Source organism: Nocardioides sp. Leaf374 (assembly GCF_916862475.1).
Lineage (GTDB): Bacteria > Actinomycetota > Actinomycetes > Propionibacteriales > Nocardioidaceae > Nocardioides > Nocardioides kribbensis.
Window position 1 is genome coordinate 35,528 of sequence record NZ_CAKASO010000019.1, and the last position, 14,543, is coordinate 50,070.

General features: G+C 75.0%; 12 protein-coding genes. 4 read left to right on the forward strand and 8 right to left on the reverse strand.

Translation table 11 applies throughout. The features are described from left to right. Nucleotides 1–110: 110 nt before the first annotated feature. The 3 genes from LPA27_RS10530 to LPA27_RS10540 all read right to left on the reverse strand — a co-directional run bounded on the left by LPA27_RS10530 (nt 111) and on the right by LPA27_RS10540 (nt 2,853). Nucleotides 111–1,619, reverse strand: coding sequence for an RNA polymerase sigma factor (locus LPA27_RS10530; RefSeq protein ID WP_056904479.1), 1,509 nt, complete (start codon nt 1,617–1,619; stop codon nt 111–113). 202 nt (nt 1,620–1,821) lie between these two features. Then, nucleotides 1,822–2,394 (reverse strand): HhH-GPD-type base excision DNA repair protein, encoded by a 573-nt coding sequence (locus LPA27_RS10535; protein WP_056904480.1) that lies wholly within the window; start codon nt 2,392–2,394, stop codon nt 1,822–1,824. Nucleotides 2,395–2,451: 57 nt separating this feature from the next. After that, nucleotides 2,452–2,853 carry a universal stress protein gene (locus LPA27_RS10540; RefSeq protein ID WP_056862564.1) on the reverse strand — a complete coding sequence of 134 codons (402 nt, stop codon included), beginning with the start codon at nt 2,851–2,853 and terminating at the stop codon, nt 2,452–2,454. Between the two features lie 137 nt (nt 2,854–2,990). On the opposite strand from LPA27_RS10540, the gene LPA27_RS10545 reads away from it, so the two are divergent. After that, nucleotides 2,991–3,509 (forward strand): hypothetical protein, encoded by a 519-nt coding sequence (locus tag LPA27_RS10545; RefSeq protein WP_228942388.1) that lies wholly within the window; start codon nt 2,991–2,993, stop codon nt 3,507–3,509. Nucleotides 3,510–3,543: 34 nt separating this feature from the next. On the opposite strand, the gene LPA27_RS10550 is transcribed toward LPA27_RS10545, so the two are convergent. Continuing rightward, on the reverse strand, nt 3,544–5,010 hold the full coding sequence (locus LPA27_RS10550; RefSeq protein WP_056862562.1) for a hypothetical protein: 1,467 nt from the start codon (nt 5,008–5,010) through the stop codon (nt 3,544–3,546). 188 nt (nt 5,011–5,198) lie between these two features. Continuing rightward, nucleotides 5,199–6,350, reverse strand: a complete 1,152-nt coding sequence (locus LPA27_RS10555) for a DUF4192 domain-containing protein (RefSeq protein ID WP_228942389.1) — start codon at nt 6,348–6,350, stop codon at nt 5,199–5,201. A gap of 246 nt (nt 6,351–6,596) precedes the next feature. On the opposite strand from LPA27_RS10555, the gene LPA27_RS10560 reads away from it, so the two are divergent. Further along, nucleotides 6,597–8,126, forward strand: a complete 1,530-nt coding sequence (locus tag LPA27_RS10560; protein ID WP_228942390.1) for a DNA polymerase IV — start codon at nt 6,597–6,599, stop codon at nt 8,124–8,126. On the opposite strand, the gene LPA27_RS10565 is transcribed toward LPA27_RS10560, so the two are convergent. From LPA27_RS10565 to pxpA, 3 genes are all read right to left on the reverse strand, one after another. Then, nucleotides 8,089–8,979, reverse strand: coding sequence for a biotin-dependent carboxyltransferase family protein (locus tag LPA27_RS10565; RefSeq protein ID WP_228942391.1), 891 nt, complete (start codon nt 8,977–8,979; stop codon nt 8,089–8,091). The genes LPA27_RS10560 and LPA27_RS10565 overlap by 38 nt on opposite strands. Before the next feature lie 403 nt (nt 8,980–9,382). Continuing rightward, entirely contained in the window at nt 9,383–10,027 is a 645-nt protein-coding gene (locus LPA27_RS10570; RefSeq protein ID WP_228942392.1) for a 5-oxoprolinase subunit B family protein, read from the reverse strand. 167 nt (nt 10,028–10,194) lie between these two features. Continuing rightward, a complete protein-coding gene (pxpA, locus tag LPA27_RS10575) occupies nt 10,195–10,959 on the reverse strand; it encodes a 5-oxoprolinase subunit PxpA (protein WP_228942393.1) in 765 nt (254 codons plus the stop codon). A 61-nt stretch (nt 10,960–11,020) separates the two neighbouring features. Here pxpA and LPA27_RS10580 point away from each other — a divergent pair, with 61 nt between their 5' ends. Both LPA27_RS10580 and LPA27_RS10585 read left to right on the forward strand, forming a co-directional pair. Continuing rightward, the gene (locus LPA27_RS10580; protein ID WP_228942394.1) at nt 11,021–13,249 is read left to right on the forward strand and encodes a S9 family peptidase; all 2,229 of its coding nucleotides are present in this window, start codon (nt 11,021–11,023) and stop codon (nt 13,247–13,249) included. A 249-nt stretch (nt 13,250–13,498) separates the two neighbouring features. Then, a complete protein-coding gene (locus LPA27_RS10585; RefSeq protein ID WP_228942395.1) occupies nt 13,499–14,491 on the forward strand; it encodes a sigma-70 family RNA polymerase sigma factor in 993 nt (330 codons plus the stop codon). Nucleotides 14,492–14,543 lie beyond the last annotated feature (52 nt).

Consider the following 14,543-nt stretch of genomic DNA (forward strand, 5'->3'; position numbering starts at 1 on the left):
CCGGCGGAGGGGCCGGTGGTTCGGGCGGCGGAGCGCGACGACGGACGCCCCGCCTGCGCCGGGTGGCGCGGACGGGGCGTCCGGGAGGCGTCGGTGCGCCGGGCTGGACCTCAGTCGAGGTAGTCGCGCAGGACCTGCGAGCGCGAGGGGTGACGCAGCTTCGACATCGTCTTCGACTCGATCTGGCGGATCCGCTCGCGGGTCACGCCGTAGACCTTGCCGATCTCGTCGAGGGTCTTGGGCTGGCCGTCGGTGAGGCCGAAGCGCATCGAGACCACGCCGGCCTCGCGCTCGGAGAGCGTGTCGAGCACGGCGTGCAGCTGCTCCTGGAGCAGCGTGAAGGACACCGCGTCGGCGGGCACGATGGCCTCGGAGTCCTCGATGAGGTCACCGAACTCCGAGTCGCCGTCCTCACCCAGGGGCGTGTGCAGCGAGATTGGCTCGCGGCCGTACTTCTGGACCTCGATGACCTTCTCGGGGGTCATGTCGAGCTCCTTGGCCAGCTCCTCCGGCGTGGGCTCGCGGCCCAGGTCCTGGAGCATCTGGCGCTGCACGCGGGCGAGCTTGTTGATGACCTCGACCATGTGCACCGGGATGCGGATGGTGCGGGCCTGGTCGGCCATCGCGCGGGTGATGGCCTGACGGATCCACCAGGTGGCGTAGGTCGAGAACTTGTAGCCCTTGGTGTAGTCGAACTTCTCGACCGCGCGGATCAGACCGAGGTTGCCCTCCTGGATCAGGTCGAGGAAGAGCATGCCGCGGCCGGTGTAGCGCTTGGCCAGGCTGACCACGAGGCGCAGGTTGGCCTCGAGGAGGTGGTTCTTGGCGCGACGGCCGTCCTCGGCGATCCACTCCAGCTCCTCGAGGAGCTTGGCGCTGATCTTGCCGCCCTTGGCCAGCTTCTCCTCCGAGAACAGGCCGGCCTCGATGCGCTTGGCCAGCTCGACCTCCATCTCGGCGTTGAGCAGCGGGACCTTGCCGATCTGCTTGAGGTAGTCCTTCACCGGGTCGGCGGTCGCGCCCGCGACCATGACCTGCTGCTCGGGCTCGTCGGTGTCGTCGGCGGCGGAGACGACGAAGGAGGCCTGCTTCTCGTCCTCGACGATCGTCGGGTCGGCCTTGACGTCCTTCTCGAACTGCTCGTCGGGCACGTCGGGCAGGATCTTCTTGCCGTCGGCGCCGAGCACCGGCTCCTCGGCCACGACCGGCACCTCGGCGGCGGCGGCCTTCTTCGCGGCGGCGGTCTTGGCCGCGGTCGTCTTGGCGGCGGTGGTCTTGGCCGCCGTCTTGGTGGCGGCGGCCTTGGCCGGAGCGGCCTTGGTGGCGGCGGCCTTGGCCGGCGCCTTCTTGGCCGTCTTCGCGGTGGTGGTCTTGCGGGTCGACGTGGCGGCGACGGCGCGCAGCGAGGCGGCCGGCACGTTCACCGAGATACCCATCTCGCTGAGGTGGGCCAGCAGCGCCTTGAGGTGGCGCGGCTCGACCGCTGCGTCCTCGCTGGCCTGGCGCACCTCCTCAGGACTGACGCTCCCGGAGGGGGTGCCCTGCTCGATGAGGGACGCGACAGCCGGGTGGGCGAGCACCTCGGCAGGGATCTTGCGTGCGTTCGAGGACACGAACACCTCTCGTCAACTGGCGTGGGGGCGCGGCGAGGCCCGGTGTCGTCAAGAGCCGCGCTGTCATTCTGCCACGGGGGCCCTGAGCACACCGCATCCGGCCGGGCCCGGAGCGCCCCGGGCGGGTCGGCCCGGGGCGGCGTACGGCACGACGACCGGCGGGTGGCCGGGAGATGAACGGGGCTCTCAGACCGCGGCGCGAGGGCCGTCAGCCGCCGGCCTTCGCCTTGGCCGCGGCCTTCATCTCCTTCTTGTGCTCGCGCACCTTCTGCAGCGAGGCGGGGTCGACGACGTCGGCGACGGAGCGGTAGCCCTCGTGGGCGTAGTCGCCCACGACCTTCTCCCACCCCTCGGGGCGCACGTCGAGCTGCTTGGCCACGAGTGCGACGAAGATCTGCGCCTTCTGCTTGCCGAAGCCCGGCAGGGCGGTCATCCGCTTGAGGAAGTCGCGTCCGTCGGCGGCCTCGGTCCACAGCCGCTCGGCGTGGCCGTCGTAGGTGTCCTCGACGATGCGGGCCAGCTCCTGCAGCCGCGAGGCCATGGACCCGGGGAAGCGGTGGATGGCCGGCGGCTGGGCGCACAGCGCCGCGAACTCCTCCGGGTCGGCCGCGGCGATGCGCGACGGGTCGAGGCTGCCGAAGCGCTCCAGCACCTTCGCCGGGCCACGGAAGGCGTGCTCCATCGGGTACTGCTGGTCGAGCATCATGCCCACGAGCAGCGCGAAGGGGTCGTCGGAGAGCACCTGGTCGGCGGCGTCGTCGCCGGTGATGTGGATGGCCATGGCGCCATCCTGTCCCAGGGCCCCGCGACGGGCCAGCCGCGCCGGCGGGGAGCCGGCTCAGTCGGCCTTGACCGCGAGCACCGGGCAGTGGGCGTCGAGCAGGATCCGCTGGGCGTTGCTGCCCAGGATCAGCTTGCCCACGGGCGAGCGGCGGCGCAGGCCGATGACCAGCAGCTCGGCGTCGTTGGCCTCAGCGATGCTGATGAGGTCCTCGGCGGGCTCGAACCCGCGCACCAGCTGGCGCAGGTCGAACTCCACGCCGGAGGCCTCCAGGCGCGCGCGCACGGCGTCCATGTCGGCCTCGGCCTTGGTGGAGGCGTGCTCGTCGAACTCGGCGCCGCCGCGGTGGGAGTTGACCACCACGAGCTTCTTGCCGCGCAGCGTGGCCTCCTCGATCGCCTTGTCGAGGGCGGCCTCGCCCTCGGCCTTCGCCACGTATCCGACCACCACGGTCCCCATCGGCACTCCTTCGTCGTCGGCTCGACCGACTCGTCGTCGGGTCGATCGTCTCCGGGCAACTTAACCGATCCGCGCGCGCTCCGGGAGCCTGTGGACGACGAGGCGCGCCGGGCGATCCCGGCGGGCACCCTGGGGCGGTGCCCCACCCCCCCGTACGTCGCGCCCTCGGCCCCGGCGACGCGTGCGGTCTCACCGAGCCGCTCGCGCCCGGGCTGGAGGCCCTGCTGCGACGCGCCGTGCTCGACGTGGCGCTCTCGGGCCCGACCCGGGTGCGCCCACCCGTCCTGCACGTGGGCGTGCCGGGCGGGCCGACCGCGCTCTTCGTGCCGCGGACCGACGACCCCGACCTCGACCCGGCGCTGCGCTCCGACGTGGTGGCGGCCATGGTGCGCCGCGCGGATCTCATGGCCGCGGCGGGCCGGACGCGGCACGGCCGGGGCGAGGCGGCGCCCACGGCCCCCACGGCGCCGGTGGTGTGGCTGGTGCGGCTGGGCGACCTCGCCCTCCAGGACGTCGACCTCGCGTGGCTGGCCGCGGCCCGGGCGGCCTACGCGGAGGCGGAGCTGCCGCTGGTGATGGTGGTGGTCAGCCGCACCGCCTGGCGCGACCCCCGCAGCGGGGTGGGGCGGAGCTGGCGGCGCCTGCGGGTGCGGTGAGGCACGGGCGGCGCGACACCCGACCGGGCCGCGCTCAGGTCCAGGTGTGCACCGGCTCGTTGGTGTGCATCCGCTCGGTGTAGTCGAGGAGCACCGCGCGCAGCGCGTCGTAGCGGTCCTCCCCCGCGCGCTCGGCCATGCGCGCGGCGAACCACTGCGCGCCGTTGACGCCGGTCAGGCAGCGCTGCTCGATGATCCCGAGGAAGCGGTCGCGGTCGGCGGCCTCCACCCCCCACGCCTCGAGGCCCTGGTGGGCCAGCGGGAGCAGCCGGCGCAGCACGAGCTCGGTGGCCTGCACCTGTCCGACGCCGGGCCAGTAGATCTGGGCGTCGATGCCCTGCTGGGCGGCGGCGTGGAAGTTCTCCTCCGCGGCGCTGAACGACATCTGCGACCACAGCGGCCGCTCGCTCTCGGCGAGGGCGCGCACGAGACCGAAGTAGAAGGCGGCATTGGCGACGGTGTCGGCGACGGTGGGCCCGGCCGCGAGCAGCCGGTTCTCGACGCGCAGGTGCGGCACCCCGTCGGCGACGTCGTAGACCGGACGGTTCCACCGGTAGATGGTGCCGTTGTGCAGCCGCAGCTCGGCGAGGGCGGGGGTGCCGCCGGCCTCGAGCACCTCGAGCGGGTCCTCCTCCTCGGTGACGGGGAGCAGGGCCGGGAAGTAGCGGACGTTCTCCTCGAAGAGGTCGAAGACCGTGGTGATCCACCGCTCGCCGAACCACACGCGCGGGCGCACCCCCTGGGCCTTGAGCTCCTCGCTGCGGGTGTCGGTGGCCTGCTCGAAGAGGGGGATGCGGGTCTCGCGCCACAGCTCCTTGCCCAGCAGGTAGGGCGCGTTGGCCGCGGTCGCCACCTGCACGCCGGCGATGGCCTGCGAGGCGTTCCAGTAGGCCGCGAACTGGTCGGGCGAGGTCTGCACGTGGAACTGCGTGGAGGTGCAGGCCGCCTCCGGGAGGATCGAGTCGGAGGTGGTGTCGAGCCGCTCGGTGGCCCCGGCGATCTCGATGGTCAGGTCCTCGCCGCGGGCGTGGAGGATCTGGTCGCTGAGCAGGCGGTAGCGGGGGTTGGAGCTGATGCTGTGCATGCCCATGTGGCCCTCGGCCAGGGTGGGCAGGATGCCGATCATCACCAGGTGGGCCCCCACCTGCGAGGAGCGGCGCTCGGCCTCGTTGAGGCTGGTGCGCAGCGTGTCCTCGAAGGTGCGCAGCCCGCCCTCGCGCAGCCGGGCCGGGGGCACGTTGATCTCGATGTTGAACTGGCCCAGCTCGGTCTGGAAGTCGGGGTCGGCGATCGCCTCGAGGGCCTCGGCGTTCTTCAGCGCCGGGTCGCCGCGGTCGTCGACGAGGTTGAGCTCGACCTCGAGCCCGGTCATCGGGTCGTCGGTGTCGAAGCGCGCCTCGCGCAGCATGCGTGCGAACACGTCGAGGCAGCGGCGCACCTTCTCGCGGTGCCTGGTCCGGTCTGCGCGCGAGAACTCCTGCGCCTCCACCTCTTCGCCCATGCCGCGACCCTAGGGCCCCCGGCGGCCGGCCGCCTCACCCCGCCGACGTCACCCCGCCGACGTCACCCCGCCGACGTCACCCCGCCGACGGCACCCGCCCACGTCGTCGGCCCGCAGCTGCGCGCGTCGCCGGGAGGACGCGGATGGCGGAGGGGACCACGGCTGGGCCGCCTGCGGCCGGGCCCGTCCTACCAGCCGTGGTCGCGGCCCGCGCCGGGGTCGTCGTCGAGCTCCCCTCGTCGGTCGAGCTCCTCGAGCTCCTCGATCTCCTCGAGGAGGGCGATCAGGTCGGAGCGGCCCGGGCCGCCCGGCGCGTCCCACGCCGCCGGCGGCACCGCGGCCGTCAGCAGCCCGCCGACCAGACCGGCGAAGGAGTGGTCGGGGTCGACGGCCAGCGCACGGTCGAGGGCGCACCAGGCCAGCGCCCCCTCCCCCGCGAGCCAGGCGCAGAACGCGGTGACGGTGGCGGGACCGACGACGAGCTCGGGCGGCGTGAGCCGCAGGACCCCGCGCCACAGCTCGGCCCACGCGGCGGCCTCGCGGCGCTCGACCAGCGCGCAGGCCAGGTCGCGCAGCCGCGGGCTGCGCAGCGCGAGCAGCAGCCGGGCGACCTCCTCGGGGTCGGGCAGCGTGCCGTCGACGTGGTGGTCGAGCAGCAGGTCGCGCAGCGCCATCGCCTCGACCGGCTCCGCCGGGGTGTCGCCTCGCGGGGCGAGCGGCCCCTGGGCCACCAGGCACGCGACCCGGGCGTGGGCCGCGACCTCGGCCGGGCCGGGGTCGAGGGAGCGGTCGAGGTCCTCGCGGGTGGGGTGGGTGACCTTGCCCGCGAGCACGGTCTGCGCCACGAACGGGTGCTCGCTGACGTCGTACGGCACTCCCCAGGGCGGCGCTCCCGGGTGACGGCGCAGCATCGGCCACCAGCGGCGGCCGTCGGCGCGCAGCACGTCGACCACCTCCATGCCGCTCCCCCGGAAGGCCGGCACGAGGGCGCGACGCGCGGCGAGCGCGGTGTGCTCGTCGTCGCTGAAGACGACCAGCAGCACGGCACGCACCCGGTGGCGCACGCACGGCTGCCGGAGCAGGTCGACCATCTCGGTCAGGCCGTCCGGCTCCTGGGCCAGCTGGGCCGCGGTGGGCAGGTCGACGCGCGCGTGGAAGGCCCGCGCGGCCCCGAGCGTGAGCATGGCGACTGACTGCGTCGGGGTGAAGCCGAGCACCGCCGGCACCATGGCGAGGACGTCCTCGGGGGTGCGGGCGACCAGCGGGGCCGTGGCGGCCGGGGCGCGCGGTGTGGACGGGACGGGGCGGGGGGACCCGGGAGCACCGGGAGTCGTGGTCATGGCACGACGCTCCCCCGCCGCAGCCGCACGCGCCGGGCGCACCGCGAGGCCTGTGGAGAGGGTCGGGCGCACGGGTCGCGGTGGACGACTCGTGGTCCTCGGTGCGGGATCCCCGACCGGGGGCCGCCTCCGGGGAGGGAGCGCTCGGGGCCCGGGCGCGCCGGGGCGCACGAGCGGCGGCCGGCGCGGTGCCCCTGCTCCCGTGTCGTCGCGGGCGAGGACGGGGCCGGCGGGTACGTTGCCGACGTGCGTGCCCAGGCCTCGGTCCTCCACCTGGACCTCGACGCCTTCTTCGCCTCGGTCGAGCAGCGCGACAAGCCGTCCCTGCGTGGCAAGCCCGTCGTGGTCGGCGGCGTCGGGGGCCGGGGCGTGGTGTCGACCGCGTCCTACGAGGCCCGGGTCTTCGGGGTGCACTCGGCGATGTCGACCCGCGAGGCGCGCTCGCGGTGCCCGCACGCCGCCTTCCTCACCGGGCGCTTCCACGCCTACCGCGAGGCCAGCGGCGTGGTCATGGGCCTGCTGCGCGCGGTGTCCCCGCTGGTGGAGCCGCTCTCGCTCGACGAGGCCTTCGTCGACCTCGAGCGCGCCGACCTGCCCGACCTCGAGACGCCCACCGTCACCGCCTTCGCCCAGCGGCTGCGCCGGGAGGTCTCGGCGGCGACCGGCGGCCTGACGGCCTCGGTGGGGCTGGGCACCAGCAAGTTCATCGCCAAGGTCGCCAGCGACCTCGACAAGCCCGACGGGCTGACGGTGGTGGCGCCCGGCACCGAGCAGGAGCTGCTGCGCCCGATGAAGGCCACGGTGATCCCGGGCGTCGGGCCGGCCACGGCGGAGCGGCTGCGCCGCGCCGGCATCGTCACCGTCGCCGACCTCGAGGCGGTCAGCGCCGAGGAGCTCGTGCGGATCGTGGGCCGCTCCCACGGCACCGGCCTGTGGCACCTGGCCAGGGCCCTCGACGACCGCCCCGTGGTCGCGGAGCGCGAGGCCAAGTCGGTCAGCGTCGAGGGCACCTACGACACCGACCTCACCGACCGCCGGCTGATGGAGGGGCTGCTCACCCGCCAGGCCGGCGAGGTGGCCGCCCGGCTGGTCAAGCACGGGCTGTCGGGTCGCACGATCACGATCAAGGTGCGGCTGCACGACTTCACCACGGTCAACCGCTCGAGCACCCTGCCCTCCCCCACCGACACCGCCGGCACCATCGCCCGGGTCGCCCGCTCCCTGCTCGGCGACCTGCTCGCCAGCGCCGACCTCAGCGGCGGCGTGCGCCTGCTCGGCGTCGGAGTCTCCGGACTGGCCGACTGGGTGCAGGAGGACCTCTTCGGCGGCACCGACGCCGAGCCCGAGCCCGAGGCGCCTGTCGATCTGCCGACCATGCGGCGCCGCGAGACCTGGCCCCCGGGGCTCGACGTCGAGCACGACGAGATGGGCCGCGGCTGGGTGTGGGGCTCGGGGCGCGGCGTCGTCACCGTGCGCTTCGAGACCGCCGAGACCCCCGCCGGCCCGGTGCGCTCCTACGCCGCCGACGACCCGCAGCTGCACGCCTGGCTGCCGCCCGAGCCCGCCGATCCCGCCGAGCCCGCCGAGCCCGCCGGGCTCGCCGGGCTCGCCGCGCTCGACACGACGACCGACGCGGACGGGAGCACCGACGTCGCGGGCGAGAGTGCCGCCGACAGCACGGGCGACGACGGGGAGGTCGGAGAGGTCGGGGAGGACACAGGCGATGACGCCGGCGGCCTCAGCGCGCCACCAGACGCACCGGGTCCCCGGGCCTGAGCTGGGCGCAGCGGGCCACGTGCTCGGCCACCACCACGGCGACCACCGGGTAGCCGCCGGTCGTGGGGTGGTCGGCCAGGAACACCACCGGCCGGCCGTCGGGAGGCAGCTGCACCGCGCCGAGCACCACCCCCTCGCTGGCCAGCTCGCCCTCGCGCGCCCGCGCGAGCGGCTCGCCCTCCAGCCGCAGCCCCACCCGGTCGGAGCCACCGCCGACCCGCCACGGCGTGGCCAGCAGCCGCTCCCACCCCGCGCGGCCGAGCCAGTCGGCCCGCGGCCCCTCGGAGACCCCCAGCGCCCCGTCGTACGCCGGACCGGGCGGCACCACCACCGGGGCCGGAGGGGCCTGCCGCGGGCCGAGCGGCAGCACGTCGCCGGGCGCCAGCGGGGCCGGACCGACCCCGGCCAGGGTGTCGCGCGAGCGTGAGCCGAGCACGGGGTCGGTCGCGATCCCGCCGGCGACGGCCACCCACGAGCGCAGCCCGACCGGCGGCGGGCCCAGGCGCAGCGTCGCGCCCGCCGGCACCCACTCCGCGCGGCCGGTCGACCGGGCGCGGCCGTCGACCGAGACCGTGACGGGGGCGCCGGTGACGGCCACCCACGCCCCGACCGGGCCCCACCGCAGCACCAGGCCGCCGAGCAGCACCTCGAGCACGGCGTCGCCGGGCCCGTTGCCCACCAGTCGCCCGGCGAGCGCGGCGGCCGCGGGGTCGAGGGCCCCGGCGCGCGGCACCCCGAGATGGGCGTGCCCGGGACGGCCGCGGTCCTGCACCAGGGTCAGCGGCCCGGGGTCGAGCACCTCCACGTGACCCGCGGGACCCCCGGCCGCCGGCCGCGTGACGTCCCCGGTCACGCGCACCCGCTGCGGCCGCGACGCCCGGGGACGTCGCGCCCCGGAGTGTCATGCGAAGGGTGGATGCGCATCCACGATCCGCATGACGTCCACCCCGGACCCACGCCGACCACCCCACCCCTCACCGCGCCACGAAGCCCACCCGCGTGCCTGGGGTCGTCGTGCCAGGAGAGGTCATGCCCGGAGACGTCATGCGGAAGGTGGATGCGCATCCACCACTCGCATGACGTCCGCCCCGGACCCACGCCCACCGCGCCACCCCTCACCGCGTCACAAGGCCCACCCGCGTGCCCGGGGACGTCGTGCCAGGAGAGGTCATGCCAGCAGACGTCATGCAGAAGGTGGATGCGCATCCACCACTCGCATGACGTCCGCCCCGGACCCACGCCGACCGCCCCACCCCTCACCGCGCCACGAACCTCACCCGCGTCCCCGGGGCCAGCAGCGCCGGGCCCGGGTCGAGCCGGTCGGGGTCCCACAGCACGGCGTCGGTGCGACCGATCAGCCGCCAGCCGCCCGGCGAGGCGGTGGGGTAGACCCCGCACCAGCGGTCGGCCAGCGCCACCGACCCGGCCGGCACCCTGGTGCGGGGGGTGGCCAGGCGCGGCACCGCGAGCTCGGCGGGCAGCCCGACGAGGTAGGAGAAGCCCGGGGCGAAGCCGCAGAAGGCGGCCGTGAGCTCGAGGGCGGAGTGGCGCGCGACCGCCTCCTGCACCGAGCAGCCCCACAGGGCGGCGACGTCGGCGAGGTCCTCGCCGTCGTAGTCGACCTCGAGGACCACGAGCGGCCCGTCGGTCGCCCGGCCCGTGGGGCGCCAGCGCGCGACCGCGTCGCGCACCGCAGCGTGGGCGGCGGCGTCGGCCAGCCCGTCGACGAGCACGGTGGCAGCGGCCGGCACCACGTCGGCCACGGGCAGGCGCAGCGCCCGCAGCCACGAGGCCAGCGCGGCTGCGGCACCGGCGCCGCCCACCTCCACGAGGAGGGCGTGCGCGCCGTAGGGCAGCACCCGGCGCGCACCCACGAGGTCGCTCCCGGGGTCACCGAGCACTCCGTCGCCGACCGCACGCTCGGTGGCGGAGCCCCCCGCCGCGCCGCTCCCTCGCCCGTCTCCTCGCCCGTCTCCTCGCCCGTCTCCCCGCCCGTCTCCCCGCCCGTCTCCCCGCCCGTCTCCCCGCCCGTCTCCCCGCCCGTCTCCCCGCCCGTCGCCCCGCCGGCTCACCCGGTGCGCCCGTCGACGGCGCCCGGCGGGGCGAAGGGTCGCAGGACGAGACCGGCCGCCTCCAGGGCCGCACGGACCCGCCGGGCCCGCTCGACCGCCCCGGGGTGGTCCCCGTGCACGCACACCGACTCCACCCCGCGTGCGACCGGCCGCCCCACGAGCGCGCCGCTCCCCCGGGTCGCGAGCGTGACCGCCCGCGCCGCCACGAGGGCGTCGTCGTCGAGCACCGCCCCCGGCTCGGAGCGCGGCACCAGCCGCCCGGCAGGGGTGTAGCCGCGGTCGGGGAAGCCCTCGAGCACGGTGCGCCGCCCGCCGTCGCGCGCGAGGTCGAGCAGCACCCCGGGCATGCCGAGCACGGGCAGGGCACCGTCGTCGGTGACCGACCCCGCCAGCACCGCCGCGGCCTGCGAGGCGTCGTCGAGGGTGCGGTGGTAGAGCGCGCCGTGGGGCTTGACGTAGGTGACCCGGGTGCCGGCGGCCCGAGCGACCCCCGCCAGCAGCCCCACCTGGTCGGCGACCTGCTCGCGCAGCACGTCGGGCTCGACGTCGAGGGCCACGCGCCCGAAGCGGGCCCGGTCGTCGTACGACACCTGGGCCCCCACCGCCACCCCGGCGGCCACGGCCTGCTCGCACACGGCGCGCATGATCGCGGCGGAGCCGGCGTGGTAGCCGCAGGCGACGTTGGCGCTGGTCACGACACCTAGCAGCGCGGCGTCGTCGGTGATCTCCTCGCCGAGGTCGGCGTTCAGGTCCACGGGCACGTCGCGACGCTACCGACCCGTGGCCGGTCGCGCCGCCGGAGCGCTGGCTAGGGTCGGCTGCATGTCTGAGTCCTCCGCCGCACCGTCCGGCACCGCCACCCCCGACGCCGAGGCCCCGGCGGCCCCCTCGGCCCCGCCGGTGGCCGACCGACGCCCCACCAGCCGCGAGATCCACGGGCTCACGCGCACCGACGACTACGAGTGGCTGCGGGAGAAGGAGTCCGACGACGTCACCGGCTACCTCGAGGCCGAGAACGCCTGGACCCGGGCGCGCACGGCCCACCTGGGCGACCTGCGGCAGCAGGTCTTCGACGAGATCAAGGCGCGCACCCGCGAGACCGACCTGTCGGTGCCCACCCGCAACCGGGGTCACTGGTACTACGCCCGCTCCTTCGAGGGCCGTGAGTACGGCGCGAGCTGCCGCGTGCCGGTCACCGACCCCGACGACTGGACGCCGCCGCAGCCGGCCGAGGACTGCGCCCCCGACGAGCCGGCCCTGCCCGGCGAGGAGGTGCTGCTCGACCTCAACGCGCTCGCGGAGGGCCACGAGTTCTTCTCCCTCGGCGGCTCGGCCGTCAGCCTCGACGGGCGCCTGCTCGGCTACGCCGTCGACACCGTCGGCGACGAGCGCTACACGGTGCGCTTCAAGGACCTCACGACCGGCGACCTGCTCGACGACGAGCTGACCGGTGTCATGGGCGGGGTGACCTGGCACCCCAACGGCGTCGACTGCCTCTACTCCACCGTCGACGAGTCCTGGCGCCCCGACAAGGTGTGGCGCCACCGCCTCGGCACGGCCCAGGCCGACGACGAGCTGGTCCACCACGAGACCGACGGGCGCTTCTTCACCGGGGTCGGGCGCACCCGCTCCGAGCGCTTCCTGGTGGTCGCGGTGGGCTCCAAGACCACCAGCGAGTACCGCTACCTCGACACCCACGCCGAGCCCGGCACGCCCGAGGCCGCCTGGCAGGTCTTCGCCGAGCGCGTCGAGGACGTGGAGTACTCCCTCGACCACGCCGTCATCGCCGGTGAGGACCTCTTCCTGGTCACCCACAACGCCACCGGCCCCGACTTCGAGCTGGCCACCGCGCCCCTGGCCCCGACGCCCGCCAGCGGCTGGACCCCGCTCATCGCCCACGACCCGAGCGTGCGCCTGGAGGACGTCGACGCCTTCGCCGGCCACCTCGTGGTCCACCAGCGCAGCAACGGCCTGACCCAGCTGCGCATCCTCGAGCTCGGCCCCGGGGGCGTGGGCGAGGACTACCTCGTGGAGTTCGACGAGCCGGTCTACACCGTCGGCTCGGGCGGCAACCCCGGCTTCGCCCAGCCGGTCGTGCGCATCGGCTACACCACCCTGGCCGTGCCGTCGTCGGTCTACGACTACGACGTGCGCACCCGCGAGCTCACCCTGCTGCGCCGTACCCCGGTGCTCGGCGGCTACGACCCCGCCGACTACGAGGAGCACCGGCTGTGGGCCACCGCCGACGACGGCGAGCAGGTGCCGATCTCGGTCGTGTGCCGCATCGGCGCGCGTGAGGACGACGGCGGCGGCACCCGACCGGTGCCGACCCTGCTCTACGGCTACGGCTCCTACGAGGCCTCCATCGACCCCTACTTCTCGGTGGCGCGCCTCTCGCTGCTGGACCGGGGCGCGGCCTTCGCCATCGCCCACGTGCGCGGCGGCGGCGAGATGGGCCGGCGGTGGTACGACCAGGGCAAGACGACCACGAAGAAGAACACCTTCTCCGACTTCGTGGCCTGCGCCCGCCACCTGGTCGACACCGGCTGGGCCACCCCCGACACCCTGGTCGCGGAGGGTGCCAGCGCCGGCGGCATGCTCATGGGCGCCGTGGCCAACCAGGCCCCCGAGCTCTTCGGCGGCATCGTCGCGGGCGTGCCCTTCGTCGACGCCCTCACCACGATGCTCGACGCCACCCTGCCGCTGACGGTCACCGAGTACGACGAGTGGGGCAACCCCGAGGCCGACCCGGAGGTCTACGCCTACATGGCCTCCTACGCGCCCTACGACAACGTGGGCGACCAGGCCTACCCCCCGATCCTCGCCGAGACCTCGCTGCACGACACCCGGGTGCTCTACGTCGAGCCCGCCAAGTGGGTGGCCAAGCTGCGGGCCACCGGGCCCGACTCCCGCCCCGACGTGCTGCTGCGCACCGAGATGGCCGGGGGCCACGGCGGGGTCTCCGGGCGCTACAAGTCGTGGCACGACCGGGCCTTCACCCTGGCGTGGATCCTGGACCGGATGGGGCTGGCCGGCACCACACCCCGGTGAGCGGGTGAGGGGCGCCGTCCGGGCGCGGTGGGCCGCCGGACGGCGCCCGGACCGGCGGCCGACCGGTCCTTGGGGGTGAGGTTCTGAGAAGTGGCTGAGAGTTGACTGGTCACGCAACTCTCGGTGGTCGCCGAGCGTCGTGCTGGGTGAAGGCCCACCGCGAAGGACCGGAATCCTCCGGCCACGGTGGGCGTTGAACACGACGTGAGACGCACCGACTGCGCCCACGAGCAGAAGGAGAGGGTCCCGATGGCTAGCAGCACCGGCAGCACCGCCACCCGCACCCGGGCCACATCGACCACCCGAGAGATCGAGGGCCGCGACAGCGTGGGCCTCTACCTCGACGAGATCGCCCGGAACGCGCTCCTCGACGCCGCCACGGAGGTGGAGCTGTCGAAGACGATCGAGGCGGGGTTGATGGCCGAGCACCTCCTCGCTCAGGGCCGCATCGGCCGTCGCAAGGGCGGCGCCCCCCTCTCGGCCAACGCCGAGGAGCTGGAGTGGCTGGCCGAGCAGGGTCGCAAGGCGGTGGACACCTTCATCACCGCCAACCTGCGTCTCGTCGTGTCGATCGCCCGCAAGTACGGCCGGGCCCAGATGCCGATGCTCGACCTGATCCAGGAGGGCAACACCGGCCTCATCCGGGCGGTCGAGAAGTTCGACTACACCAAGGGCTACAAGTTCTCGACCTACGCCACGTGGTGGGTGCGCCAGGCCATCACCCGCGGCATCGCGCAGCAGGCGCGCGTCGTGCGCCTGCCCGTGCACGTCGTGGAGGAGCTCAACCAGGTCGGCGGCGCGCGCCGGACCCTGGAGCGCCAGCTGGGTCGTGACCCCGAGCCGGCCGAGATCGCCGCCGAGCTCGGCATGGACGTCGATCGCGTGCTCGACCTCATGTCGTGGGGCCGCGAGCACGTCAGCCTCGACACCCCCGTCGACGAGGACGGCGACACCAGCCTCGGTGACCTGATGGCCCAGGAGACCTCCCCCGGTCCCGACCTGACCGTCCTCGACACCGAGTCGCGCGACCGTCTCAACGCCCTCGTCGGGCACCTGGACGACCGGGCCGCCGACATCATCCGCTCGCGCTACGGCCTCACCGACGGACGCCAGCACAAGCTGGCCGACATCGGCGCCAAGCACGGCATCTCCGCCGAGCGGGTCCGCCAGCTGGAGCGGGAGGCGCTGCAGAAGCTGCGCCGCTTCGCCGACCCCGACCTGGCCGCCGGCTCGGCCGCCTGACCGCACGCACGACCGACGAGAGCCCCCGCCCCTCGGGCGGGGGCTCTCGTGC

What these genes read in the sequence shown, in the direction of transcription:
- LPA27_RS10535 (WP_056904480.1), bottom strand. Translation starts at nt 2,394, where the DNA reads ATGGCCATCCACATCACCGGCGACGACGCCGCCGACCAGGTGCTCTCC.
- LPA27_RS10540 (WP_056862564.1), bottom strand. Translation starts at nt 2,853, where the DNA reads ATGGGGACCGTGGTGGTCGGATACGTGGCGAAGGCCGAGGGCGAGGCC.
- LPA27_RS10550 (WP_056862562.1), bottom strand. Translation starts at nt 5,010, where the DNA reads ATGGGCGAAGAGGTGGAGGCGCAGGAGTTCTCGCGCGCAGACCGGACC.
- LPA27_RS10555 (WP_228942389.1), bottom strand. Translation starts at nt 6,350, where the DNA reads ATGACCACGACTCCCGGTGCTCCCGGGTCCCCCCGCCCCGTCCCGTCC.
- LPA27_RS10580 (WP_228942394.1), top strand. Translation starts at nt 11,021, where the DNA reads ATGTCTGAGTCCTCCGCCGCACCGTCCGGCACCGCCACCCCCGACGCC.
- LPA27_RS10585 (WP_228942395.1), top strand. Translation starts at nt 13,499, where the DNA reads ATGGCTAGCAGCACCGGCAGCACCGCCACCCGCACCCGGGCCACATCG.